Consider the following 26,234-nt stretch of genomic DNA (forward strand, 5'->3'; position numbering starts at 1 on the left):
ATCGGGATCAGTTATGTGTGTGGAAGGAGTCCTTTAAATGCAATACATTATTTATGATCTTGAATTTACCGTTAGCCGTAACGCCAGATATTCCTCCGAAATCATTGATATCGGTGCCGTCAAAGTTATTCATGGAGAAGATGGTCTATTCGTGGCGGATACGTTTCACAGTTTTGTGAGACCATCAAATCGGCCTGTAATCTCTACAGATACTGTTCAATTTACGGGTATTACTCAACGAGACATTGATGCCGCTCCACTCTTTCCTGAAGCTGTGAAGCAATTTATTGCCTGGCTAGGCACGGATTCGACCTATTATTTATGCGCATGGGGCCCGGATGACCGTCAGAAGCTGGTATCCCATTGTCGTACTCATCATGTAGATCTCGGTTGGATTCATAATACAAATGATATACAGAAGCAAATTTCCCGTCTGTTTAGTTCCAATGGAAAGTATCGTCAGTTGAGCCTGTCTCAGGCGTTGGAATTGTGCAACATTGAGTTTGACGGTCAACAGCATCGAGCACTGGATGATGCCGTGAATACTGCTCAGGTTTTCATGCACCATTTTGATCGTCTTACATTAGTTCATAATGCTGCCGATGATGAAGAAAGTCGCGGCTCAAAGCTCGTCTACTCTTCGCCAGAAGAAGAACAGGAGCAGTACAGCCCCTTCGGCAATCTCGCCAACCTGTTTAAGGACCGTTAAGCAGATAGCTCCCCGGCCCGTCCCGGGGGATCTTCCCCCCTGTTATTCTTGATTTCCAGCCTTTTTATCGAAGTAAAACGCCCCCCAGGTTCGCAGCATTTCTTGCATACGTTTGCGGTACCGTAAAGGTTCCAGAATCTCGGCTTCAGCTCCATAGGATGTGAGCCAATCCAGAAATTCACGGTCATGATTGACCGTCACCTCAAACAACAAACTTCCATCCGGCAAATCCTTGAGAAGAGGCTTGATGAACAGTTCCTCTTCTTTGACCCGATATACAGAATCGGCAGAAAAACGTACCACAAACCGAATATTTTGATTTCCTTTGGTCACCGACCAGGTACCTTTAAAAAACATTTCCATTTCAGATGTATTTTTTTGAAACGTATACGGCAAAATCCTCATATTCCGAAAGCGGCTGATCCGAAAGGTTCTCATGGCGGATTGCTTATGACAAAAACCAAGCATATAGAACCGCCGGTCTTGAGGAACCAAACAATAAGGATCTACTTGCACCAATGATACATCTTCATTTTGAGGCGAGCTGTATTCCGCTTCAATTGTCTGCTGCGTAAGACTCGCCAAAACAATCAGCCTGAGCAGATAGGGCTGGTTTTCCCGATCAAGTGTCGAGCCGAGCCGGATGATATTTTTCATTTCCTGCGCGAAGCTCGTCTGGTCCATCTTTTTTTTCTGACTAGAGGCCATCACTTTCTCATAAGCACTTTCAAAAGCTGGCGGTAAAAGAGGCTTTATCGTTTCCATCATCTCTCCCAGCTTGGTAAAAGCCTCTGCCTCTTCTTCTGTCCAATTCAGAGGATACAAAGCAAAATTGCTAATAAAAATGTACCCCTTGCCATGCCCCATATTCGCGATCGGAATATGCATAGCGCTTAGCGCCTCCATATCTCGGTATATGGTACGTTCTGATGTTTCACAACGTTCGGCAAGCTCTCTTGCCAATATCCCCGGATTTGCCTGAACAATAGTAATAATCCGCATTAAACGTATCAACCGATCAGTCAAGGAAGTCTCTCCTTTACAAAAAGATAGTAAATTAGACTCACTAATTTGCTCAAATAAACTAGCATAATTATCTATCTCAGCCTATCATTCTCCGTAAAATGAACATCTCCTATCGATATTTCCTTATTAAAAAAGACCTTAGAGCTATACGCTTTAAACGATACAAAAGGCCCACTCCATTTATTGCGTAGGGACAAAAGTAACTCGGCTTCCTCCAGATAGTCCATGTCTTCGCTTCTGGCTGCACATATAAGCAATTCATCTGCTTGTCTCGTAAGGATGAACGCTCCTCGCTCAGGTTCCCCTTTCTCGTACATACGCAATGCCTTTTTCACAATTGGGGACGTCTCATTCAGCTTTATGTATTTTTCCACCTTCGGGTTGGATGGCATGCTCAGCAAACCAAGATGATGCGTGTAATGGATATAGAGCTGGTCCGTCCGGATCAGCGTTCGCTTTTCCTGCGATGGCTTGCGCCAGCTCCACTCGATCATTCCAATCGTATGTCTTCCGGACGCGTGAGCAGGGATAGAAAACGTCAAAATAGCTTGTCTATATTTGCCCCGCCATACATCACCACAGTGAACAAACATGCAATCACCGTTTTCTGATTCTTTAAACCCGAGTCTCACCCCTTCAACTTTTAATAGATTTACCCCGTTTTCTGGATTGAACTGAAGTTGAAGGTCACATCCCGCTGCCTTCGGTATTAGGTTCCCTTTTCTTTTACGTATAGCTCCATAGCCCCATTCTATCAGTAGATTTACTTGTTTGGACCCATTCGCCGATATAGACTCTCTGTCCCATGTGTACGTTACATTGAGCATTGACTTCACCACTGGTAAATTCCCCCTAAAAGAACATGTAACTCTAAATTAACAGTGTTATCTGACACTATATTGTCAGGGAACATATGTTTGATTGTGAAAATTATACATGGTAATCTTTATGAAAGGGGACCTAATTCGCGAAATAACATTTTAATCCTTTTCAATTGCATAAATACGCAAAAATAGCCCGGCGTATGCCGGGCTACATGATAGTCTACTTCATATATTTAAACTTATGAAATTGAAGTTTCCGTTAAAGAAACATTCGTCTTTGTGCAAACATCGGATATAGGAGCAAAAGTAGTGCTGTCCACGATGAGCTCCTTTGATAATGGCTTTCCATTAACAGTAATTTTTAAAATGGTATAGTTTTGCTCTCTGTCGTTCATCTTTCAAAATCTCCTTCTATATCTATTTTTAATATATTTCAGCTCATATATTCCTATTCAAGCCCTGATCAGGTGCGGGTTGTTCTTTACTCGTTTGTTGGGAAAACTGCCGGAATGTTGCCGCTTCCTTGATATACCCGTTTTAAGGTACACTTAAACTAATATATCGAGTTTTTTTGATCATCTTTTCCCGTATTTGTCGTCTGTATATTCTAAAACCTGCATCCAAATCATTATATTGTACGTAACCATGTGATATGGGTAATGATCTGTAACATCTAACATCTTGGTTTATCAAAGGGGGGACATCTCTTGGCACGAGCAACTTGTCGCTTGGCTTTGTACCGCCGCATTGTCTGCGCTGCTATAGCACTTTTGTTTATTTTTGGGGTAACTCGTGTACCCGAAGTTCATGCTGCTTATTGGGATGATGTATATCAAGGCTTTGAGCAGTTTTCGCGGTTGCCCGGCGATGTGTACCAGCTCAAGGAAAGCTACCGACAAACACAGGAAGATCTGGAAAAGGCCCGCACCAGCATTGAAACCTATCAGAAGCAGAACGCCCAACTGCTGGAGCAAAACCGCAAACTGAACGACACTGTTACAGAATTAAAAAATCTTCAAACCCAGCGCGATCAGGCTTCACACCGAAATAAAATGCTCATCATCACGGCTATCATTCTGCTGGCCGGTTATTTTATCGGTATCCGACTGTTGCGTTACGGGATGCGTCGACGTTCGGGAAGATACTAACTGCCTGAAAGGATGAAAGGTCTGAATGGACATACAAACAGGACAACACCATGATGAAAGCGTCGGTTCAGTCGTAACGCTCGACCTGACTGAAGGGGAAAAGCTGCACGTTCTGCATCCGCAGCAAATTATCGCGTATCGCGGCCCCAGTGCAGGCCGTAGTGATAAGCTGATGAATATTAAAGGCATGTACCGCAAGCACAAACTGATTCAGGCCGATTTCACAGGGGCTTGCCGACTAATTGCCGCACTTCCTCCTGGCTTTAGTCTGAAGATGATCAAGCTTGAAGGAAGCGACGATCTGCTATACGATTTCCGCAACCTGTTCTGGTACAGCGCCGGCATCCAAATGCGTACCAAGCTACTAAGCATGAAAAACATGTTGTTTAGCCGTGATGTCATTAAAATGAAATTTGACGGTATAGGTTACATTGGTATTTTGACACAGGGATTGGTATGTCAAGAACAACTTCATCCCTCAGAGCCGATCTATGTCGATGCGAGCAGCGTCATAGCCTATCCAGAAAATGCCAAGCTGGAGTTAACCGTATACGGTAACCATCTGGCCAGCCAGCATATGAACTATCATTTTAAAATGACTGGACATGGTACTGTATTATTTCATGCCGGTGAGCATCATCGGCGGCTTCAGCAGGATATGAACGACGATGGCGTGATCAAACGACTTTTAAGGGAAATCATTCCGTTTGGTGGAGTGTTTATCAAATAGTCCTGCCATGCTATAATGGCAATGCTATTAATGAAGCTGTCTGTCCTCGTGGCAGATGCTAATGAAGAAAATCCATGCATAACGCATGGGAGAGGTTCGCGAACTCCCTCTATAAAAAACTAACGATGCTTTGTCCTCCGCATTTGAAAATGAACTTGCGGGGCAAGGCCTGTTTTTTGTTGAAGCCGGTTCAAGAACTCTCTTTCTTCCACGTGACAAGACGCTGTGTCTTACACCATTCCAAGAAGATCGAGAGGTTTTTTATGTTTACAAACGAAAAAGCAGTCGTCGTATTCAGCGGCGGCCAAGACAGTACAACCTGTTTATTTTGGGCAAAAAAACATTTTGCCGAAGTAGAAACTGTGACGTTCGATTACGGTCAACGCCACAAGCAGGAAATCGAAGTTGCCGCCGGAATCGCCAGCGAGCTGGGTGTTCCGCAAACGGTACTGGATATGAGCCTGCTCAACCAACTTGCCCCGAATGCCCTCACACGCACCGACATTGACATTACTCAAGAGGAAGGCGAACTGCCTAGCACATTTGTTGACGGTCGTAATCTATTGTTCCTGAGCTTCGCAGCAGTTCTCGCCAAGCAAAAAGGAGCGCGCCATATCATTACAGGCGTTTGCGAGACAGATTTCAGCGGCTATCCCGATTGCCGGGATTCCTTTATTAAATCGCTGAACGTCACACTGAACCTTTCGATGGACTATCCCTTTGTGATTCATACCCCGCTCATGTGGTTGAACAAGGCCGAAACCTGGCAAATGGCCGATGAGCTGAAAGCTTTTGAATTTGTAAGAACCCGTACACTAACGTGCTATAACGGCATCATTGGCGATGGCTGTGGCGAATGTCCTGCTTGCAATCTCCGTCGTGCCGGACTCGAGCAGTATCTCGCAGTGCGCGGAGCTTCCTCCCAAGGAGTTGAAGGTCATGCGTGAGCCAGGTACCTTTCGCATTGTCGACAAGCTCCAGCAGTTCGGGACAGACATTGAGCGTTCTCAGCTGCGTTATCACCGCAAGCGTGTACTTGTTAGCAAACAATTTACGTTCGATGCAGCACACCATTTGCACTGTTACGAAGGCAAATGCAAAAATCTGCACGGACATACTTATATCGTCGTATTTGGCATAAGCGGAATACCGGGAGAAACAGGTCTAACGCTGGATTTTGGTGATATCAAAACAATCTGGAAAGAGCGAATTGAGCCTTTTCTGGATCACCGTTACTTGAATGAGACGCTTCCTCCAATGAATACAACGGCGGAAAATATGGTCGTCTGGATCTTTGAACAAATGGAGTCAGCCTTGACCTCGGATGCATACTGCAATCGTGTTGAAGGTGGACGTACCGAATTTGTAAGGTTGTTCGAGACACCTACCAGCTACGCCGAGTTCCGACGGGAGTGGATGTTCGATGAGTAATACCGTAAATGCTAATACCGTAACTACTCACCAACCTACGATAACCCTCGATAGGGCTAAAGCAGCCCCTATTCCTGTACTTGAGGTGTTTGGTCCCACCGTTCAGGGCGAAGGTATGGTCATTGGTCGTAAAACGATGTTTGTTCGTACCGCAGGCTGCGACTACCATTGCTCATGGTGCGACTCCGCCTTTACCTGGGACGGCAGCGCCAAGGATCAAATTCGACGTCTGAGTGCCACAGATATTTGGCAGGAACTAAAGTCCATCGGCGGCGAACGGTTCTCGCATGTGACCCTTTCCGGAGGCAATCCTGCCCTGCTGCCACAGCTTGGGGCGCTGATTACACTGCTACGCAGTCAAGGCATTGCCACCGCTGTCGAAACACAAGGCTCCCGTTGGCAGGAATGGCTGTACGATATCGATGAAGTGACCTTATCCCCGAAGCCGCCCAGCTCTGGCATGACGACCAACTGGGAGGTGCTGGATGATATCGTAACCCGTCTGACCAACCGGAAGATGGCTGGAGAGTCCAAGTCTACAACAAACGTCTCCATCACAACGTCCGCAAAGAAATCAGAGGATGAATCGGTCAGACTATATGCTGGAGCATGCAGCCTGAAAGTCGTCATCTTCGATGACACTGATCTTGCATATGCCCGCACCATTCACGAGCGATATCCACATATACCGTTGTTCCTCCAGACGGGTAACCCAGATGTGAACACGGAGAACACCGGACAGATCGCGGAGTCTCTGCTCCATCGTTATGAATGGCTTATCGACCGCGTCATGGACGATTCCAGACTAAACGATGTAAGAGTACTCCCGCAGCTCCACACCCTCGTATGGGGCAACAAACGCGGCGTATAACACGTATATACAATATATTCCATGCGAGCTGTATATGATACACAAGATACACCAAATTAGTCGAAGTACACCCTCGACACCCAAAGCCATATAAAAAGAGAGAAACGCTCGTCCGCGAGGACGGGGTTTCTCAATAAAATATCGCTCCTTAAATATAAGGAGCGAAATTCCATTTCTGCCCAACCCACATGTAAACGGGTAGGGACTTTATGGTGTTGACGGCGGTCGCAGCGGAGCGGAGGATTTGAAGCTGGAGAAGCGTTAGCGTTCGCCTTTGAAATGGGATTCTAACCTATAGATCTTTTATCAGAAAGAATCCCATTTTAACAGCGATATGAAGCTCAAATCCTTCGCGAAGCGTCGCTTAACCGAACCTCCCCACCATAACTCCCTCTCCCTTTTACCAAACTAAACCAACTTTAAGGAGCCTCACTCAACATGACCGGAAGAAAACCTGAAGAAATGACCGACGTTACCCTACTTGGCAATCAAGGCACACAATACACTTTTGCCTATGATCCCGCCATTCTCGAAAGCTTTGATAATAAACACCCGTACCGCGATTATTTTGTAAAATTCAATTGTCCAGAGTTCACCAGCCTGTGCCCGATCACAGGACAACCTGATTTTGCAACCATCTACATCAGCTACATTCCTGATATTAAAATGGTTGAAAGCAAGTCCCTTAAGCTGTACCTGTTCAGCTTCCGCAACCACGGTGATTTCCATGAAGACTGTGTCAATATCATCATGAATGACTTGATTAAGCTGATGGACCCTCGCTACATTGAAGTATGGGGCAAGTTCACGCCACGCGGCGGCATTTCGATCGACCCGTACACTAACTACGGCAAGCCGGGAACGAAATATGAGCAAATCGCAGAGCATCGTATGATGAACCATGATATGTATCCAGAGACGGTGGATAATCGTTAGGCTGATCCTCTCTGTGCACTTGCATACAAATAAACAAGGGGCTGTCCCAAAGGTCATAAAATGACTCAGGGACAGCCCCCATTTTCTAGTCTGTTGAAATCATCCATAAAAGGATTACGCTTGTGTCGTTTACACACTCAGATCAAATTTTGATTTTTTATATTCATAAGGGGTTTTACCCATAACTTCCTTAAAAGCTTTTCTAAACGATTTTTCGTTGGGAAAGCCCGCCTCGTAAGAAATTTCTGTAAGTGACTTATTCGTTGTTTCCAATAAATCGATTGCTTTTTCCAGACAAAGAATTTGCTTGTACTCCGTAAACGTCTGACCTGTATATTCATGAAACATTCTCGACAAATACGCCTCTGAATAGCCGCAGATTCGGGCTGTTTTCGCCAGACTAATATTTTCGGCGTAATGCTCTTTAATAAAATCCATGATCGTCTTTATCTTTCGCTGCTTTTCGCTAAATACCTCTGGCTGTATGTCTGCTGTCTGACTAAAATGATTAACGAGCAAATACTTAAGCTCAATAATTCGGCTTTGCTCTAAAATATAGTCATATTTCCCTTTGGAAATATGCAGGTTATATATATCGATAAATAACTCTCTTAATTTAGAAAGTATAGTATGTTCAACTTGTCTCTCTTGCGTGTTTAATTGGATGAATACTTGTTCATTGGCAAAAAAGGTAGCTGGAAATTGCAATACAACAACTTGGTTTTCCGTAATACTTTGGGTGGAGTGCGGTACATTGCTATTAATAAAAAGTGCATCCTTTTCCTTCAAAATGGTTATCTTTCCTTCATGCCACACTTTGAGGCTTCCACTTGTACAATAGATTAATTCCATATTGCTGTGAAAATGCATGGGGATGACTCTTTCTGTATCTGTCGATTGAAACATAAAGAGGTTAATCATTTTTCTTCTGTCTATTTCAATATGTTCATAAATTTTTTTCATACGACACCTCATCAACCAGCTATGAGTAATCAACAGTAATTTATATTCAGTCATATACTCTAATACTCATACTATACCGATAGTAAAATGCCTACACAAGCTGAAATCTCTTCAGCCGACTAAGACAAAAAAAGGCAGTTCTTCTCGCAAACGGAGAATGAACAGCCTTTCCTTGCCTGTTTGTAGCTCTGCAGGTGAAAGATAAAAAATATCGTTTTAATGATTGATTATGGCTCCACATTCCTGCAGCTGATAAATCTCAATTTCTCCTTCATTATCTCCTGCATCAAGCATCACACTGCGCTGTTCCGTATCTTCCAAGAAATAACGCAGAGAAAATACTTCCTCGCCTTCGTTCACAAAAATCTCCAGACTTGAGCTTTCTATAAATATTTGCATGTCTACAAGTTGATTGGCTAATGTTGCTTTTCTGTACTCCCTCTGGTTCGTCAACCAGTTGGTTCTCCATACGGTTAAACTGTTTTCTTCTGAATCATAGTCAATTTCCACAGCATTTCTTACTATCATTTTGAAGTTCTCTGTAAGCTTCGAAAAATGAACAATACATTCCACCTGCAAGGAAGGCAGCATCCAAACCCCATTTTTGTGAATGTTCTCCTTAGAATGCACACCATCCAATCTTAACAACTGTAATTCCGATAATGGTTTCTGGTATAGCACACCGTTAGACAACACTATTTCTCTAGGAAGGGTCAGCGCATGAATCCAGCCTTCCTGAATGGTTGGAACAGCCCTCTCTGCTTCTTCATTCATGGCACTCATCCATCCGAACATAATGGTTCTATCATTCACCTTAAATGATTGTGGCGCGTAGAAATCAAACCCCCGATCAAGCTCTTTGAAATGGGCAAGATTCCCGCTAAATTTTCCTGTATCCATGAATTTCCCAACAATATATCCCGATTGGTTAGGGTTTCTATAATATTCGCCTGCCTCTGGTAAACCCTGAGGAGAGAAGACAAAAATATCATTTTCCGCAAATTGAAGTAGATCAGGACATTCCCACATATATCCGAACTCATGATCATGATCCAAAAATGATCCTTGGTATTCCCAATCAGACAAATCTGCAGATTTGTAGATAAGCGTTTCTCCAGTCAGATCCTCTCTTTGAGCGCCCACGATCAGCCACCAGCTCCCGTTCCGATCTCTCCATACTTTCGGATCTCGGACATGTCTGGTATAGCCTTTGGGATGTTCGAACAAAGGGCCCATTTTCTGAAAATGCTCCCCATCCTCCGAAATGGCTGCGCATTGATAGCTTTCCTTGACTCCATCATTTCTGATTACATTTCCTGTGTAAAACAGATACAGCTTTTCATCATGAACTATAGCGCCTCCAGAATAAATGCCATCCTTGTCATACCATTCCGAAGGCTCCAGTGCTACACCTTTTCTTTGCCAATGCACCAGATCGCTCGAAACAACATGGCCCCAGCATTTATTTCGATGTTCGGTTCCTTGGGGGTTCCACTGATAGAAGACATGATATTGTTGATTGAAAAAGGCAAGTCCATTAGGATCATTTAATAGCCCGTAAGGAGGAGTAATATGATATTTAAGATGATAAGCGTCGCTTTTATTCATGTTTATCCTCCGGTAACAAAGTAAAACTAAAGCTTAGCAAAATGTCTTGTGAGCTTGAACCGATATAAACCTCAAATTCGCCTGGCTCACTCTTATACTCCATTTCACGTCCATAAAATTTAAGCATGTCCTCATTCACTGAAAATTCTACAATCGTAGTCTCGCCGCTTTGTAAAAATACTTTTTTAAAGTCTTTTAATTCTTTAACGGGTCTTGCAACACTTGCAAATTTATCGCGAATATATAATTGAATCGTTTCTTTCCCAGCATACGTTCCAGTATTGGATACAGAAATACGGATATCCACTGACTCATTTGTTTTCATTTCCTTTTGGCTGACGGTTAACAGACTGTATTCAAATGAGGTATAGGATAGGCCATAGCCAAACGGATACAAGGGTTCGTTCACTTCATCTATATATCGGGACGCAAAGCGATAAGAGCCATTTTCCTTTAAATTCGGTCTTCCTGTATTCAGCTCATTGTAGTATACCGGAATTTGTCCGACGCTACGTGGAAAGGTCATCCCTAATTTCCCAGACGGATTTACTTCCCCATACAGTATATTGGCCAACGCTTCTCCGCCCATCGTTCCCGGATACCAGGCCTGAACAATGGCGTCCACTTTTCCAGCAACATCGGTAAGGACCAGAGGTCTTCCACTATATATGATCAGAACAATCCTTTTGCCCAATAAGCTTAATTCATGAAGTAGTCTCAATTGCGGCTCTGGAAGCGTCGGATTCGTACGTGATCCACCTTCTCCGCTCTGATAAATACTTTCTCCCAAGGCAAGGACTATGACTTCTGCTTCATTTGCATTCCTAATGGCTTCTTGCAGTAGAACTTCCTCGGAACCTGTTTCAACAGCCAGTTTGTCCGCATATTTATCGAATGTTTCCCTTGCATCAGGAGGTAGCAGATAACTTCCTCTGCATACCGAGAGATTGTCGGAGCCAACAAGCTGTAACAACCCTGTTTTCAAATTTATAGTGTCTGTCTGCTCTCCCTTAATCGCCCACATGCCCAGGGTAGAATTTTCTTCTGCATAGGGACCCATTAAAGCTACCTTCGTTTCCTTTGACAACGGTAATACATTATTTTCATTTTTCAGCAGCACCACAGATTCCTCTGCCAGGGACAGTGCCGCTTGTTTATGTTCGTCTGACAGAATACTGCTTGTTGAACGTTTAACGATTTCCTGTAATCCGCGGAATGGGTCCTCGAACAGCCCCAAATCATTTTTCAGCTTTAAGACACGGTATACAGCTTCATTCAGAAACTCCAGCATATAGTCGTCACCAGATATTACATTCTTCAGTTGATTAGCGTACACTGCCGTCTTCATATCCACATCCACACCTGCCAACAGTGCCAGCCTGGCGGCGGAAGCCTCGTCTTCGGCATAACCATGCATGATTAACTCTTCAATAGCGGCGTAATCCGAGATCAATACACCGTCAAAATTCATTTCCTGTCTTAGTACATCACGGTTAAGCCACTCGTTTCCAGTCGCAGGGATACCATTCAACGTATTAAAAGCCGTCATGACAAGCTTGGCACCCGCTTCTATTGCAGCTTGATATCCAGGCAAATAATATTCTCGCAATGCATGCTCCGATAGATCCACGGCATTGTATTCACGTCCAGCGACAGGCGCTCCATAAGCAGCAAAATGTTTGACGCAAGCGGCAATTTTATTGGCTGGCACGGCTGTGCTTTCCAAGTTGCTGCCCTGGATTCCCAGAACTACGCTCTGGGCATATTTCTTTGCCAACAATGTATCCTCTCCGGGCGATTCCATCACCCGCCCCCAGCGGGGATCTCTAACCATATCTACCATAGGAGAAAAGGTTACATGAATGCCTTCATCGTAGCATTCCTGAGCAGCAATCGAAGCCGCATTCTCTATCTCCTGATAGTTCCAACTACATGCTTGAGCAATCGGAATCGGGAAGATGGTTCGGTATCCATAGATAATATCTGCCATGAATAACAGCGGAATTTTATGAACCGATTTTTCCAAATAATCAGTTTGCAACCGGATTATTTTTTCCGGGTTGGTAATGTTTAATATGGAGCCCGTATTATAAATATTATAGTCCGTATTTAGCCCTAGTTTTTTCAAAGGGCCCGTCACAACCGTATCCATGTCGCCTTCAAAAAAATCACCGGTTAGTTGGATGAGCTGGCCAATTTTCTCTTCTATTGAAAGACTGTTCAATTTTTCAAGCAATGTTTTGTTGTCCATGATTTTCTCCACTAAATTTTATTTGTTCTCTATTTTTTCTTTAAATCCAAAGATCCACGTCAACGCAAATGCTACACCAAAACCGATTACACAAACCAAAGCATACAGAAAAATTTGATTATTCAGATACAATAACAAACCAGGTATAGCTGTAATCGACATGCCTGTTGCTTGAACATTAAAGATACGTGCAAAGAATCCTCCAACCGCTCCTCCAATCAAGCCCATCACGAATGGTTTGCCATATCGAATGTTCACCCCAAAAATAGCGGGTTCTGTAATACCGAGCAGTGCAGACACGGCAGACGGGTAGGCAATAGATTTGGTTTTTAATCTTTTGGATTTCAAGCCGACAGCTAACGCCGCACCCGCTTGTGCACAAATAGATGCCGAACTGATCGGGTTAACCATATTCCAGCCGCCATCCACCAGCATCTGTATTTCGATCAGGTTCAACGCATGGTGCAGTCCGGTAACGACAATAATCTGATTAATGCCTCCATAAATAAATCCGCCAATGCCAAACGGCAACTTCAAAATAGCTGTAACTGCCGATAATATAAAAACCTCTACTTCATGGAAGATGGGACCAATCACGAACAAGCCCAGTACCAATGTGAGCAACAATGTCAGAAACGGTGTCAAAATCAAGTCCAGTGCTTCGGGAACGGATTTCCTGATTCTCTTCTCCAGCATCGCTCCCACGATCCCTATAATGAACGCCGGCAGAACTGAACCCTGATAGCCTGCGATTTTAATGAAGCCCAGAAATAAAAGAGGTTCCTTCACATGTTGAGCGACATCCCAGGATGTAGGTAAAGAAGGACTTACCAGCATGAGTCCGAGCAATATCCCCAAGATCGGCGACCCGCCAAATACTCTGAACGCTGACCAGCATACCAGCACAGGCAAAAAGGCAAACGCGGTATCGGTCAGTATTTGTGTAAATAATATGAAATTCGCAGAAATATCATCCGGTGTAAGTCCAAATAACTGAAGCAGTGCAGGCTGAGTTACCAAGCCCCTAACTCCCATAAACAATCCGGTAGCTACCAATGCTGGGATAATGGGAACAAATACATCTCCGAAAACCCGAATCATTCTTTTGAAAAAGTTGTCATCTTGTGTTGAGGCCTTCTCTTTCAGCTCTGCCTTTGATGTAGCAGATACGTTCTGGCCGACCATTGCTTCATAAACCTTGTTCACGGTACCGGTTCCAAAAATAATTTGATATTGTCCGGAGGTAAAAAACACCCCTTTTGCCTTATCAATATTCTCAATAAATTCATCATCAATAATGTCCCTGTCTTTTACAATCAATCTCAACCGTGTAGCACAATGTGCCATAGAAATAATATTGTCTTCTCCGCCAAGCCCTTTAATGACATCCTGGGCTATTTTAACGTATTCTTTCTCAAGACTCATCAGTCTTCTTCCTTTCCTCTGTTCCTCTTAGTTAGTCTGTACCTTTAAAACTTGGACTAATATGCTTCTTAAGAATAACATGACTGCGCTTTCAAACAGCGCGATTATTTTACTACATTAAGGTCAAATTTTGACCTTTTTATATCCTTGGCTATAAATAACTCTGAGAAATGCGCTTTTTACGGGAACAAAAAATGCACCTTAAGAATGGGCACTGGATAACTTCATGGTTTATCCGGTGTATTCCAAAGGTGCACCTTAAATTGTCCTATTTGGTTACTTCGTGACTTTTAACTGAACACTATTGGCTGTATAGACAACCTTCACTTTATAATTGCTTGGTAGACCTGCTGCTTCAATGGAAGAGAATGCCCCATTGCGTTTACCATAGGTTAAAATGGTGGCACCGCTAGCTGGTACATATTTGTTAGAAAAATTCAGGCGTAATTTCCCGTTAAGTTGTGCTGTTCCCTTAATTTTAAGTACGTCATTTTTACTGCCTAGGTTGAGTTCAAGTTTTCCCTTGGCAGTTTGTTTGTAATTCCCGCCAACAATCAGCTTTCCAGAATTGTTTTTAAGAAGAGTTCCCCCGTTATTCGTAACTTCACCACTTCCGAAAGCTGTCTCCGAATTACCTTCGAGTATGCCTTGATCTATCTGTGTACCGCCGGAATAAATATTGCTACCCATAAGCTTCAACGTACCTGTTCCCTTTTTAGTCAGCTTTCCAACACCAGAAATATTGTTGCGCCAGCGATCCAATGCATTGAAACCGCCTTTGGAAGCATCCATATTCACCGTAACATGATTGACAAAAGCACCGTAGCCATCCGCAGCGGAAAACAGGTTTAATCGTCCCCATCCCTCAGCATCATCCAGCACAGGATAGCCGGAAGGAATCCCCGTGGTAGCCAATACCCAACGGCGTTGTGTGCTGTCAAGGTAAGGTAGGCGTGTCTCCAACAGCACCTCCGCTCCCTTAGGCACTGTCATTGGCTTCGTCGTTGGATTAATCGGGCTGAATCCGTACGTTAATCGTTGATTATAATTTTTCTTGTTTGTAGCATAGTTGCTGAAACGATCTGGGGCTGTACCTTTTTGGGACAGCAATTGTTTATGAGCATCCTGATAAGCTGCTTTCTTCAAGCTGCTATTGGCTGGATCAGACAGGATGGCAGCAGCCAGCGCTGTTGCCATGACACGCCCTCCCATAACATCAAGCGGGGAATGCATACCAGCAACAACACGATTATTGCCCAGCTCCGAAGCTCGTGTCAGCAATTCCTGATAACGCTCCGGCATGGCATAGGCCATAGCAATAGAACTGAGATACGCAGCATTGGTATGACCGCTTGGAAAGCCGCCATCATTAGTAGCATCAGATTTGAGCGCAGGGACCAGGCTCGGGACAACCACTGAATTATCGCTCCAGCGAAACGGACGAGGATAACTAAAGTAAGACTTAGCCGGGTTCGTCGTAGAGTATTCCCCGCGCAAGGTATTGACCAAATTCACGACGTTGCCGAGACTGGAGCTTACATCCCCTCCATTTGTTCCCTCATCTTCATATTTTTTAGTTGTAGCATCGGCCGGGACGTCGTTGATTGTTGTCGTGGCGCCGGCCTTCTTTCGATATACATCAGTGAGCGAACCCAGACCGTCGATTACACTGTAGCTCTGATTTCGACGATCATCCAAATAAGCCGCATCGGCCTCACTGGAAGTGCGACGGGCAGCGATATCAATTACTTTTTGAATATTAGCATCCAGTACATTGCTGTTTAGCTTGGTGCCCGTGTCCCAGGTAGCGCCGGGAGTCCAAAGCCTATTAAATTCAGAGAGCAGCCCGAGAGTCGGATTGGAGCTTTCCGTCTTATTAGCAGCACTATTATTTTTATAATGATCTACAAAATATCCCCATGACGGTTCTGTTGGAGTTACTGTCGTTGGCAGCGTGGCCGCACTCGCATAACTTCCACCTAGAGAACCTAGAAGTAAAGGTAAAGATAATAATGCAACTGATAGTAGTTTCCTTAGCAATTTCATTCTCAAATCAGATCCTCTCTTCTCTTGTGCTCTTCATACTATTTCTACATAGAAATAGTTTTATGGTGTTTGTAATACTTCCACCATGTTGATATGTCCTTATGATCAATATAGTTGGAGCAGTAGAGCATAAAATTTAATTAAGGTAGGTTCTCTTATGAACGAGGAAACTATTGCTTTCAAGTGTGGAACGTGTCAACAGGTACCAGATAAACCCCTATTAGAAAACAAAGATTTTGAGATTGTAGCTATCGAAGATGCTATGGACTGGGCAGATTTCAAACATGATATTCCAGATCTAAATAGTGAAATATGGGAAAGAGCATTGATACCTCCCACAAAAGGTGACTTAAGAAAAGTACAAGTATATTTTCCTTTTCATATGTCCGTTGGAGAAACTTTTTGGACTTTATTCAGACCTGCTTATTCACATTTTAATGGTTGGGAAGAGCAGCCTGATGAGATCAACTTCTCTGCGTTTATTAAATGTAGATTTGAAGACATCATATCCAAAAATGAAAAAAGAGCTTGGATCCATGTCAGAGTGGAGCAAGTCCTTTTTTTGAAAAATGTATGTAATGAAATGCCGACCCGTGATGGAACAGGCTATTTGGATTCATTTCATATGTTTGGAGAGGCTCAGCTGTTTCAATACAAGGATTGGATTCTTCTCTACTGTGGAAATCTAATAATCCCTGAAGACGAGTTGAACCCATTTATGCATGTTAGAGAGTAAAATGATAAGTAAAGGATATCTTATACAGATACAATGCACTCAGAGCAAGATAATCTATTGTGAATTAGAGGATCGAGCAATAAAGAGTATCCAGCAGAATGGGCAAGCAGCGATGAGTAAAGGGGGACTTTATCCCACTTTCAGCCATTTGCTGCAAACGGATTGCTTCCTATATCTTAAAATATACATACATATCCGGAGGTTGCCATGACTACTAAATCTGCTACAAAAAAAGAAACGGGCCAATCGCTCCCCCTCCAGGGGCCGCAAGCGAAAGACACCGTTTTTACGATTCTGATTGCGATCAGTTTCGTCCATCTGTTCAATGACTCGATTCAATCGGTCATTCCAGCGATCTTTCCGATCTTGAAGGAATCTATGAGCCTAAGCTACACGCAGATCGGCTGGATTTCATTCGCCATCAACTTTACAGCTTCAATTATGCAGCCTGTAATTGGCTTGTTTTCGGACAAACGGCCTACGCCCGCTATCCTTCCTATCGGTATGGGCTTTACGCTCACTGGTATGCTGCTGCTCGCCTATGCAGCCGATTATAAAGCGGTGCTAATCGCAGTCATCTTCGTGGGTTTAGGCTCAGCTGCCTTTCACCCCGAAGGCTCGCGCGTATCCCATATGGCGGCAGGATCACGCCGGGGATTGGCACAATCCATTTTCCAGGTCGGCGGCAATGCAGGTCAATCGCTGGCACCGATGCTCACAAGCTGGATTTTTATCCCGTTGGGGCAATTTGGCGCCATCTGGTTCACGGGTATTGCGGCAGCCGGAATTGTAGTGCAATCATTCATTGCCCGCTGGTACGGTAACGTCCTGCGTACAGAAGGCATTGCACGCAAAAAAACGGTGACACGCCGCATGAAACCTGAAGTGCGCAGCCGTATTATGTTTGCCATGATTGTCCTCATTCTGCTGGTATTTGTTCGTTCGTGGTATTCGACCTCGGTCGGCAGTTACTATTCGTTTTACCTGATGGAAGTATTTAAAATGCCATTGGCTGACGCACAGCTATACATTTTCCTGTTCCTCGGAGCTGGAGCGCTGGGCACCTTTTTTGGCGGCCCGCTGGCAGACCGTTTTGGTAAACGCAATATGATTTTTCTGTCCATGGTATTAGCTGCACCGCTGGCGCTGCTATTGCCTTATGCCAACCAATTCTGGACGGCGATCCTGCTGGCGATTATCGGATTTATTATGTTGTCCAGCTTTTCGGTCACAGTCGTATATGCACAGATGCTCGTGCCTGGCAAAATCGGGACGGTGTCCGGTCTCATTACAGGCCTGGCTTTTGGTCTGGGCGGTGTGGGCGCACTCGTGCTCGGCAATTGGATCGACAAAGTAGGCATCACCAACATCATGTTCCTGTGTGGCTTTTTGCCACTGCTCGGCATTTTAACCTTCTTACTTCCTACAGACAAAACCCTGAATCGCTGGGCGGAAGAAAATGGAGCCGAAGTGTAACAGGCAACCGTGTGGCGGCCATCATTGGCCGCTGCACACCTTCATAAACAACTAACTCAAGCTCCATTCCTCATTTCTACCCCACTCTTCATCTCTCCTGCATTCCTTACTTCTACTCCAACCCATTCTCTACTTCTGCTAAACGCTTTAAAATACGACGCTTCCGATACAGCATTTTCCCCGCTTCAGCTACGTCACTAATCGCACTTCGATTGGCAATGGAGCCAAACAAAATGCCTGCAATCGGGACCATTTGCAGCAGCTTTTTCCATCCAAACTGATCGCGATAGGTGTTAATGACCTCTTTCCATCCCTGCATCTGGGAAAAAACCTGTGCCTGACGTGAAGGATCATCGAACAAGGCCAGTTCCTCTAATACAGCCTTTTTACCCACAATATCGGATGAAGCAAATTGCATACATTTAATAATAAAAATGCGTTCCTGCTTATCATGGGGGTTAAAGCCATAGCACAAAGCGATTTCCTGAAGCACCTTGAGTGACAAGCCGAGCAAAATAGGGATATCCGCCGCAATCGTAAACACACCGCCAATCCCCGTGGTTGCTCCTTGAGCGGTGGCAAAGGTAATGCGTCCCGACGTCATATCGTCCGCAGTCTGATCCATGATCGTTAGTGGTAGCTCTGCCGCCTGCTTCAAATCCCACGTGGATTCCTCACTATGCTCCGCATCTGCATTTTCCCCGGCACGGAGCTGATCCTCCGGATCCGAGACGAAATCTGCACCATTTTGCTGAATTATATATTCACGGGCCGTCTTGTTTAACTTGCTCAGAACCGTTTCTTCTTTCACCAAATATTTGCCACCATTCTGAATGAAGCTGCCCATCTCATTAAGCAGTTGCTCCAGCTTGTCTTTAATGATTTTGGGCGTCAGCCGATCCAGCAGCATAAAGGGCCATCTGCCGATTTTTTCCCAGAAAAAAATATCCTTCTGCTCCTTCTCCCACTTCTCAATATGCTTCAGCTCTTGGTGCAATACATCCTGACTTTCCCGATATTCTATAAGCAGCTTCATAAGCGTAGATGTCTCCTTTTGACTATGCTAGTTTATGTATGGATAATACGTAAGTAAGACGAGTTCAGGTTTCTTTTTTTAGTAAACGAGACTGATATAATAGATTAAAATTTGTCCAGATCGGAGGGTAATGATGAATAATATAGAGCTTGTCCCTTACCATTGTGAGCATGATGCTATTTTACATACCTTTTATTTGCCTGAGGAGCAGAAGCAATTTACTGGAATGCCAGCTGAAATGCTGGCACTAGCCAAGGAAGACCCACACCGCCATCCTGTTGTCATTACGGCTACTGGAAGGCCGGTTGGATTTTTCATTTTATACGATGGAGATGAATTAGCAGACTATACGAATACTTCTGAGGCATTGTTGCTACGTGCGTTTTCTATTCATTATGCAGATCAAGGACAAGGGTTCGCTAAACATGGGCTGCTTCTGCTACCACAGTTCATCTCTAGACACTTTCCACATATTCGCGAGATTGTACTGGGCGTCAATGCCCGTAATCAAGCTGCCCAAAATCTGTATCTCAAATGCGGCTTTATCAATGAAGGTAACACTAAAATGGGACAACACGGCTTACAGCATATTTTTAAAATGAGTCTATAATGCTGACATCGACAGCCCTCGTAAACAAAAGCTTTCGGGACAAACGCCGAAAGCTTTTATTATTAAATTACGCCAATGGAAAAGCTCAATTTGTAGTTACCAAACTTCGTAAGTTCATCCAGCATGGTATTTAACTCTGACTGTGATGACATGCGAACCCGCATCCAATAACAGCCCTCCCCACTTACCCGATGGATTTCGACAATAGAGGGATGCTCCCGTGCAAAAGTCTGAAAAGCACTGTGAGTCGTTCCTGAATTCAGAAAAACCGTAATAAAGGCATGAATCGTCTGCCCAATTTTCTCAGGGTTCCAGCGCAGTGTATAGCCTTCAATAATACCTGCATCCTGCATTTTTCGAACACGTGCCCCTACTGCTTGGCCTGTCAAATGAACAAGCTGACCAATCTCCTTGTGCGTTAAAGAGCTGTCTTCAATTAAATGATGAAGAATGCGCAGGTCGGTCTCATCAGGTACGAATAGTTCCATAGTTATTTTTCCTTTCATGATGAAACGAGAATGCTGGTTTTCCTTTCAGCAGGCCGTAGCCTGCATGTTCTTGCGTCAGATATGATTGTAGCAGAAACAAAGAACGGCCGAAAATACATTCGGTCAAAAAACATTTACGATCAAAGGAGCTTCTATATATGAAAATCACACTAATCCGCAACGCAACCTTATGGATCGAATACGCTGGAGTAAAATTTCTGATTGATCCGATGCTGAGTGATGCTGGCCTAAATCCACCAGTTCCCAATACGGAGAACACTCTCCGCAATCCGCTGGTTCCCTTGCCACCACAATGGCAGACGCTTGGACAGCCTGACGTGGTCATCGTCACGCATTTGCATCCAGACCATTGGGACCCGGCGGCAGTACGCTGGCTGGACAAACAAATTCCTGTCTTCTGCCAGCCCGGAAATGAAGAACAAATCATGGCTGACGGTTTTACACAGGTTACTCCGATTTCGGTGGCTGGCTCAGTCGGGAAAATCGAGATTACCCGTACAACCGGGCATCACGGTACCGGAGAAATCGGGGAACAGATGGGACCCGTATCTGGCTTTGTATTTCAGGCTCCAGGTGAGCCTGTCGTCTATGTGGCCGGGGATACCATTTGGTGCAGTGAAGTTGCGGAGGCACTGGATAAATTCCGCCCTGACTGGACGATCGTGAACGCTGGAGGAGCGCGGTTTACGGTGGGTGATCCCATTATTATGACTGCCCAAGATGTAACGGCTGTTGCACAGCATGCCCCTTACACACAAGTCGTTGCTGTCCATATGGAAGCAATCAACCATTGTGTACTGACTCGCTCCGAGCTTACGGAACATATCAATCGTGAAGGTCTGGAGAAGCGTGTCCATATTCCGGCAGATGGAGCAACGATTTCGGCATAAGGTGATAACTCCCGATTCACCGTTTGCGCCCATTTCGAATATATTGGATTTCAAAACGCCTAAAAGAAGGGATTATTAAATGAATTGCCAATATCAATATCCTTATTATGGTACAGAAACCCAATGTAAAGAAGTTCCGATTGCTTTTCCTCCCCAGCATCAATATAGACAGCCGGGGTTGGAATACCTGGTGGTTCCACGCCCTATATTTGATAATCCAAAGTATATCGGCACGGGAAAGCTTCAGGATCGGGTGGCTATTATTAGCGGCGGGGACAGCGGCATTGGTCGCGCGGTTGCAGTCGCTTTTGCCAAGGAAGGAGCCGATGTGGTCATTGCCTATCTCGATGAGCATCGAGATGCTATGGAAACCCGTGATGTCATTCACAGGCTTGGCCGACGTTGTTTGTTAATTCCGGGTGATCTAAGGCTAAGAAGCAACTGCTGTCTGGTTGTTCAAAAAACGATGGAAACCTTCGGTCGTATTGATATCCTCATTAATAATATGGGTGTTCAGTTTGTACGTGAATCGTATCTGGATATCAGTGAACAGCAGCTTCGTGATACGTTTGATACGAATATTATTTCCTTCTTCCATATGACTACAGAAGCATTGCCGTATATGCGGGCTGGGGCCAGCATCGTCAATACAGCATCGGTTACAGCCTATGTTGGGCAAAAGAATCTGATTGACTATTCAGCTACCAAAGGTGCTATTGTCAGCTTCACGCGTGCTTTGGCTAATAATCTGGTCGATCAGGGTATTCGCGTGAATGCCATTGCTCCCGGTCCGATCTGGACTCCGCTGAATCCGGCCACACAGTCGACCGAAGTCATCCGCACCTTTGGCAGCAATACGCCGATGAAGCGGGCCGGGCAGCCTTATGAATTGGCTCCTGCCTATGTGCTGCTGGCTTCGGATGATGGCTCCTACATTACCGGCCAAACGCTGCATGTGAATGGCGGACAAATGGTGACGACTTAGTTGGGTTGGCTGATAGCCATAAGGCCTAACATACAAGCAAACCTCCAGCATCCACAAGTTAAGTGGGACTGGAGGTTTGTTTATTTTACAATATTGAATATGATCTTAGACTGATCTTTTGTTTTTGTTGTAAATATCGAAGGCAACCGCCAGCAGCAGTACCAAGCCCTTGATGCCTTGCTGCCAGTCAATACCGAGGCCGATCAGAGACATACCGTTATTGAGTACGCCCATAACCAAACCACCGATAATCGCTCCAAAAACCGTGCCGATCCCGCCTGACGCCGAAGCTCCACCAATAAAGCAAGCTGCGATGGCATCCAGTTCAAAGTTCGTACCCGCTCTCGGCGTAGCCGCGTTCAGACGTGCAGCAAAGATGAGACCGGAAATGGCAGCCAGTACACCCATGTTGACAAATACCCAGAATGTCACTTTTTTCGTTTTGACACCGGACAGACCCGCTGCCTTTTCATTTCCACCCAGCGCATACACATGACGACCCATAATCGTACGGTTCATGACAAAGGAGTATACCACGATCAGGATGAACAGCAGGACAAGAATGTTCGGTATCCCCGCATAGCTCGCGAGCATGAAGGTGAACAGATTAATCACAGCAGCCACTACGATCAATTTGAGTATAAATAACGCCTGTGATGGAACCTCAAATCCATATTTAAGCTGAGAACGGCGTTCACGAATTTCATTCACGATAAACCATACTGTAAGTGCAATGCCGACAATGATGGATACCAGGTTATAACCAGTAGCTGAGAAATCCGGCAGGAAACCTGAACTGATTTTCTGAAATCCTCCCGGGAAAGGAGAGATCGACTGGCCTTCCAACACGATCATTGTTAATCCGCGGAAGAGCAGCATCCCCGCCAAGGTCACGATAAATGCCGGAATCCGTACATAAGCGACCCAGAACCCTTGCCATGCCCCAATTAACGCTCCGACCAGCAAAGCTGCAATCACAGCAATCCACGCTGGAAGCTGCCAATCGACCATCATAATGGCGGCAACCGCACCGACAAAAGCGGCTATGGAGCCGACGGACAAGTCAATATGCCCAGTGATGATAACCAGCACCATCCCGATGGCCAGCACGAGAATGTAGCTGTTTTGCAAAATCAGATTGGTAATATTAATCGGCTTCAACAGCAAGCCGCCTGTCAGCACCTCGAACAAGATCATAATGACGACCAGCGCAATCATCATTCCATATTGGCGGATGTTATTTTTAAATAGTTTAGTTATGGTTTCCATGCTTCACGCCTCCTGACTTGGTCATATATCTCATCAACGTTTCCTGCGATGCGTCTTCACGGCTAACCTCTCCGGTGATCCGCCCGGCATTCATGACATAAATCCGGTCACACAAGCCTAGTACCTCTGGCAGCTCAGACGAAATGACTAGCACACCCTTACCCTCAGCGGCAAGTCGATGAATGATCGTGTAGATTTCATATTTAGCACCCACATCTATGCCGCGCGTCGGTTCATCCAGAATCAGAATATCCGGTCCGGCAAAAATCCATTTGCTCAGTACTACCTTCTGCTGATTGCCGCCACTCAGATTACCGGTTTTCTGTAAAATGCTCGGCGCTTTGATGTTCATGCTTTTTTTCATTTCCTCTGCAACGACGACTTCCTCCTGCTCATTGACCACAGCGCCCTTCGTCAGCTTGCTCAGACCAGTTAACGAAATATTACGCTTGATATCATCCATTAAAATGAGGCCATACTCCTTGCGATCCTCCGTCACATAGGCAAAACCGTTGTTAATCGCGTCCGTAACCGTGTTGTTCTGGATCGGCTTACCGTCCTTAATCAGTTGACCCGAGATATTGCGTCCGTATGACTTGCCAAAGATACTCATCGCCAGCTCGGTCCGTCCTGCTCCCATCAGCCCGGCAATACCGACAATTTCACCGCTGCGAATATTCAGATTCACCTGATCCAGCACCTTGCGGTCTGCATGATGCTCGTGATACACCGTCCAGTCCTTCACTTCCAACACAACTTTGCCAATCTCGGCATGACGCTCTGGATAACGGCTGGTCAAATCGCGTCCAACCATCCCGCTAATGATCCGATCCTCTGTGACCTCATCCTTTTTCATATCCAGCGTCTCAATCGTCTTCCCATCCCGCAAAATCGTAATCGAATCTGACACCTTTGCGACCTCATTCAGCTTGTGGGAGATGAGAATGCAGGAAATGCCCTGTTTTTTAAACTCCAGCATCAAATTAAGCAGATTTTCACTATCATCCTCATTCAATGCCGCTGTTGGTTCATCCAGAATAAGCAGCTTTACCTTTTTAGAGAGCGCTTTCGCAATTTCGACCAGCTGTTGCTTGCCGACCCCGATGTTCGTAACCAATGTATTGGGATTTTCACTCAAACCGACCTTAGACAGCAGATCGCGTGTCCCCACAAAAGTCTCTTTCCAATCAATCACGCCGCCGCTAGCGCGCTCGTTGCCCAGATAAATATTTTCCGCAATCGAGAGATACGGGATCAATGCCAGCTCCTGATGGATAATGACGATGCCTAATTCCTCACTCTGCTTGATATCCTTGAACTCACACGTTTTGCCTTGGAAAATAATATCCCCTTCGTAGGTTCCATGCGGATATACACCGCTCAGTACCTTCATTAGCGTCGACTTGCCCGCACCGTTCTCGCCGCACAGCGAGTGAATCTCGCCTTCCTTGACCTTGAGATTTACATTTTCCAATGCCTTTACGCCAGGAAAGGTTTTGGTAATTCCCTTCATTTCCAAAATGATTCCAGTCATGGGATACGCTCCTTTCGGTTGGATTCTTACTCTTATTTGAGACCAATTTGCTCTTTGGTGTAATAGTGACTGCCGACAATATCCTTCTCTACATTCGTCCGATCCACCGAGATCGGATCAAGCAAGTACGCAGGAATTACCTTTTTACCGTTGTTATAGGATTTAACGTCATTCACTTCCGCTTGCTTGCCCTGTAAAATGCTGTTGGCCATCACGACCGTTTGCTCAGCCAGCTTGCGGGTGTCCTTAAATATGGTTTGGGTCTGCTCACCAGCTACAATAGATTTAATTGAAGCCAGTTCTGCATCCTGTCCCGTGATGATCGGCAGTGGCTTATTCGCAGATCCATATCCGACCCCTTTGAGGGATGAAATGATACCGATGCTAATGCCGTCATACGGGGAGAGCACCGCGTCCAGATTGGCCCCTGAATAGTAGGCACTCAGCAGATTATCCATCCGCGACTGTGCTAAAGCTCCGTCCCATCGCAGCGTAGCGATCTGTGCCATCGTCATCTGCTTGCTGCGCACAACCAGCTTGCCGGAATCAATGTATGGTTTAAGTACGGACATCGCACCATTAAAGAAGAAGTATGCGTTATTATCATCCGGTGATCCGCCGAACAGCTCGATATTGAAAGGGCCCTTGCCTTCTTTGAGGCCCAGCTTCTTCTCAATATATGCCGCCTGTAACACGCCCACCTTGAAGTTATCAAAAGTCGCATAATACGTCAGATACGGTGTGTTGCGAATCAGACGGTCGTAAGAAATGACTTGAATCCCTTGGTCGTGTGCCTTCTGAATTACATCCGTCAGCGTGTTCCCATCGACCGAAGCGATGACCATAACATTGACGCCCTTGGTGATCATATTTTCGATTTGGGAAATTTGATTTTCCACCACGTCCTCGGCATACTGTAAATCCGTTTTATAGCCTTGCTCCTGAAACAACCGAACCATATTCTCCCCGTCCCCTACCCAACGCTCGGACGATTTGGTCGGCATGGAAATACCCACATAGCCTTTTTCCTTGCTGCCCGTTCCACTCTCCGCCAGATTGCAGGCCGAAAGCATCAGGGCCAAAATCAGAAGCCAAACGACAACAGCTCCTTTTTTCATATGAAGTTCCCCTTTCCTCATGTGATGCAGGTCATTTGAAGGTAAGGATTTTGTAAAATCCTCAGGTCAGTGCTAATTAGATCTGTAATTAGATAGCGCTTAC

Annotated in this window: 25 protein-coding genes and 1 riboswitch; of the genes, 12 read left to right on the plus strand and 13 right to left on the minus strand. The window is 45.1% G+C overall.

Going from position 1 to position 26,234, the window contains the following annotated elements:
* Positions 1 to 37: 37 nt before the first annotated feature.
* Entirely contained in the window at positions 38 to 709 is a 672-nt protein-coding gene (locus C0638_RS02220; protein ID WP_013369766.1) for a 3'-5' exonuclease, read from the plus strand.
* A gap of 42 nt (positions 710 to 751) precedes the next feature.
* On the opposite strand, the gene C0638_RS02225 is transcribed toward C0638_RS02220, so the two are convergent.
* The 3 genes from C0638_RS02225 to C0638_RS25275 all read right to left on the minus strand — a co-directional run bounded on the left by C0638_RS02225 (position 752) and on the right by C0638_RS25275 (position 2,954).
* The gene (locus C0638_RS02225; protein WP_013369765.1) at positions 752 to 1,735 is read right to left on the minus strand and encodes a helix-turn-helix transcriptional regulator; all 984 of its coding nucleotides are present in this window, start codon (positions 1,733 to 1,735) and stop codon (positions 752 to 754) included.
* 71 nt (positions 1,736 to 1,806) lie between these two features.
* Positions 1,807 to 2,574, minus strand: a complete 768-nt coding sequence (locus C0638_RS02230; protein ID WP_013369764.1) for a hypothetical protein — start codon at positions 2,572 to 2,574, stop codon at positions 1,807 to 1,809.
* A gap of 224 nt (positions 2,575 to 2,798) precedes the next feature.
* A complete protein-coding gene (locus tag C0638_RS25275; protein WP_013369763.1) occupies positions 2,799 to 2,954 on the minus strand; it encodes a hypothetical protein in 156 nt (51 codons plus the stop codon).
* Between the two features lie 312 nt (positions 2,955 to 3,266).
* On the opposite strand from C0638_RS25275, the gene C0638_RS02235 reads away from it, so the two are divergent.
* From C0638_RS02235 to queF, 6 genes are all read left to right on the plus strand, one after another.
* Entirely contained in the window at positions 3,267 to 3,707 is a 441-nt protein-coding gene (locus tag C0638_RS02235; RefSeq protein WP_013369762.1) for an SH3 domain-containing protein, read from the plus strand.
* 25 nt (positions 3,708 to 3,732) lie between these two features.
* Positions 3,733 to 4,437, plus strand: coding sequence for an AIM24 family protein (locus C0638_RS02240; protein ID WP_058711959.1), 705 nt, complete (start codon positions 3,733 to 3,735; stop codon positions 4,435 to 4,437).
* 85 nt (positions 4,438 to 4,522) lie between these two features.
* A riboswitch (PreQ1 riboswitch) is annotated at positions 4,523 to 4,566 on the plus strand.
* 134 nt (positions 4,567 to 4,700) lie between these two features.
* A complete protein-coding gene (gene queC, locus C0638_RS02245; protein WP_013369760.1) occupies positions 4,701 to 5,384 on the plus strand; it encodes a 7-cyano-7-deazaguanine synthase QueC in 684 nt (227 codons plus the stop codon).
* A complete protein-coding gene (gene queD, locus C0638_RS02250) occupies positions 5,377 to 5,868 on the plus strand; it encodes a 6-carboxytetrahydropterin synthase QueD (RefSeq protein WP_013369759.1) in 492 nt (163 codons plus the stop codon). The genes queC and queD overlap by 8 nt, the downstream gene beginning before the upstream one ends.
* Positions 5,861 to 6,739 carry a 7-carboxy-7-deazaguanine synthase QueE gene (gene queE, locus C0638_RS02255; RefSeq protein WP_058711960.1) on the plus strand — a complete coding sequence of 293 codons (879 nt, stop codon included), beginning with the start codon at positions 5,861 to 5,863 and terminating at the stop codon, positions 6,737 to 6,739. Before queD ends, queE begins: the two co-directional genes overlap by 8 nt.
* A gap of 438 nt (positions 6,740 to 7,177) precedes the next feature.
* Positions 7,178 to 7,675 (plus strand): preQ(1) synthase, encoded by a 498-nt coding sequence (gene queF, locus C0638_RS02260; RefSeq protein ID WP_017426398.1) that lies wholly within the window; start codon positions 7,178 to 7,180, stop codon positions 7,673 to 7,675.
* A 129-nt stretch (positions 7,676 to 7,804) separates the two neighbouring features.
* Here the strand turns inward: queF and C0638_RS02265 are convergent, their stop codons facing one another.
* The 5 genes from C0638_RS02265 to C0638_RS02285 all read right to left on the minus strand — a co-directional run bounded on the left by C0638_RS02265 (position 7,805) and on the right by C0638_RS02285 (position 15,968).
* Entirely contained in the window at positions 7,805 to 8,638 is an 834-nt protein-coding gene (locus C0638_RS02265) for an AraC family transcriptional regulator (RefSeq protein WP_058711961.1), read from the minus strand.
* Between the two features lie 216 nt (positions 8,639 to 8,854).
* Positions 8,855 to 10,246 (minus strand): glycoside hydrolase family 32 protein, encoded by a 1,392-nt coding sequence (locus C0638_RS02270; protein ID WP_102163320.1) that lies wholly within the window; start codon positions 10,244 to 10,246, stop codon positions 8,855 to 8,857.
* Positions 10,239 to 12,497, minus strand: coding sequence for a beta-glucosidase BglX (bglX, locus tag C0638_RS02275; RefSeq protein WP_058711963.1), 2,259 nt, complete (start codon positions 12,495 to 12,497; stop codon positions 10,239 to 10,241). The genes C0638_RS02270 and bglX overlap by 8 nt, the downstream gene beginning before the upstream one ends.
* Positions 12,498 to 12,515: 18 nt before the next feature.
* Positions 12,516 to 13,922: a sucrose-specific PTS transporter subunit IIBC gene (locus C0638_RS02280; protein WP_058711964.1), complete on the minus strand. Its 1,407-nt coding sequence runs from the start codon at positions 13,920 to 13,922 to the stop codon at positions 12,516 to 12,518.
* Between the two features lie 276 nt (positions 13,923 to 14,198).
* Positions 14,199 to 15,968, minus strand: coding sequence for an acid phosphatase (locus tag C0638_RS02285; protein ID WP_058711965.1), 1,770 nt, complete (start codon positions 15,966 to 15,968; stop codon positions 14,199 to 14,201).
* A gap of 157 nt (positions 15,969 to 16,125) precedes the next feature.
* On the opposite strand from C0638_RS02285, the gene C0638_RS02290 reads away from it, so the two are divergent.
* A complete protein-coding gene (locus C0638_RS02290) occupies positions 16,126 to 16,704 on the plus strand; it encodes a hypothetical protein (protein WP_058711966.1) in 579 nt (192 codons plus the stop codon).
* Positions 16,705 to 16,911: 207 nt separating this feature from the next.
* Entirely contained in the window at positions 16,912 to 18,180 is a 1,269-nt protein-coding gene (locus C0638_RS02305) for an MFS transporter (RefSeq protein WP_058711967.1), read from the plus strand.
* Positions 18,181 to 18,292: 112 nt separating this feature from the next.
* Here C0638_RS02305 and C0638_RS02310 read toward each other — a convergent pair whose 3' ends face one another.
* Positions 18,293 to 19,216: an EcsC family protein gene (locus C0638_RS02310; protein WP_058711968.1), complete on the minus strand. Its 924-nt coding sequence runs from the start codon at positions 19,214 to 19,216 to the stop codon at positions 18,293 to 18,295.
* Between the two features lie 133 nt (positions 19,217 to 19,349).
* Here C0638_RS02310 and C0638_RS02315 point away from each other — a divergent pair, with 133 nt between their 5' ends.
* Positions 19,350 to 19,826, plus strand: a complete 477-nt coding sequence (locus tag C0638_RS02315; RefSeq protein WP_082689669.1) for a GNAT family N-acetyltransferase — start codon at positions 19,350 to 19,352, stop codon at positions 19,824 to 19,826.
* A gap of 62 nt (positions 19,827 to 19,888) precedes the next feature.
* On the opposite strand, the gene C0638_RS02320 is transcribed toward C0638_RS02315, so the two are convergent.
* The gene (locus C0638_RS02320; protein ID WP_025679449.1) at positions 19,889 to 20,314 is read right to left on the minus strand and encodes an Lrp/AsnC family transcriptional regulator; all 426 of its coding nucleotides are present in this window, start codon (positions 20,312 to 20,314) and stop codon (positions 19,889 to 19,891) included.
* 158 nt (positions 20,315 to 20,472) lie between these two features.
* Here C0638_RS02320 and C0638_RS02325 point away from each other — a divergent pair, with 158 nt between their 5' ends.
* Together C0638_RS02325 and C0638_RS02330 are read left to right on the plus strand one after the other, a co-directional pair.
* Entirely contained in the window at positions 20,473 to 21,225 is a 753-nt protein-coding gene (locus tag C0638_RS02325; protein WP_040101953.1) for an MBL fold metallo-hydrolase, read from the plus strand.
* A 79-nt stretch (positions 21,226 to 21,304) separates the two neighbouring features.
* Entirely contained in the window at positions 21,305 to 22,210 is a 906-nt protein-coding gene (locus C0638_RS02330) for a glucose 1-dehydrogenase (protein ID WP_058711970.1), read from the plus strand.
* Between the two features lie 105 nt (positions 22,211 to 22,315).
* Here the strand turns inward: C0638_RS02330 and mmsB are convergent, their stop codons facing one another.
* The 3 genes from mmsB to chvE are packed head-to-tail and all read right to left on the minus strand — an operon-like array spanning position 22,316 to position 26,131.
* Positions 22,316 to 23,479, minus strand: coding sequence for a multiple monosaccharide ABC transporter permease (gene mmsB / locus C0638_RS02335; RefSeq protein WP_040101955.1), 1,164 nt, complete (start codon positions 23,477 to 23,479; stop codon positions 22,316 to 22,318).
* Complete coding sequence (gene mmsA / locus C0638_RS02340; protein ID WP_040101956.1) at positions 23,463 to 25,013, minus strand: multiple monosaccharide ABC transporter ATP-binding protein; 1,551 nt, start codon at positions 25,011 to 25,013, stop codon at positions 23,463 to 23,465. The genes mmsB and mmsA overlap by 17 nt, the downstream gene beginning before the upstream one ends.
* 32 nt (positions 25,014 to 25,045) lie before the next feature.
* Positions 25,046 to 26,131: a multiple monosaccharide ABC transporter substrate-binding protein gene (gene chvE / locus C0638_RS02345; protein WP_025678893.1), complete on the minus strand. Its 1,086-nt coding sequence runs from the start codon at positions 26,129 to 26,131 to the stop codon at positions 25,046 to 25,048.
* Positions 26,132 to 26,234: the final 103 nt, after the last annotated feature.

The sequence above is a fragment of the Paenibacillus sp. lzh-N1 genome (assembly GCF_002872435.1).
Taxonomy (GTDB): domain Bacteria; phylum Bacillota; class Bacilli; order Paenibacillales; family Paenibacillaceae; genus Paenibacillus; species Paenibacillus polymyxa_C.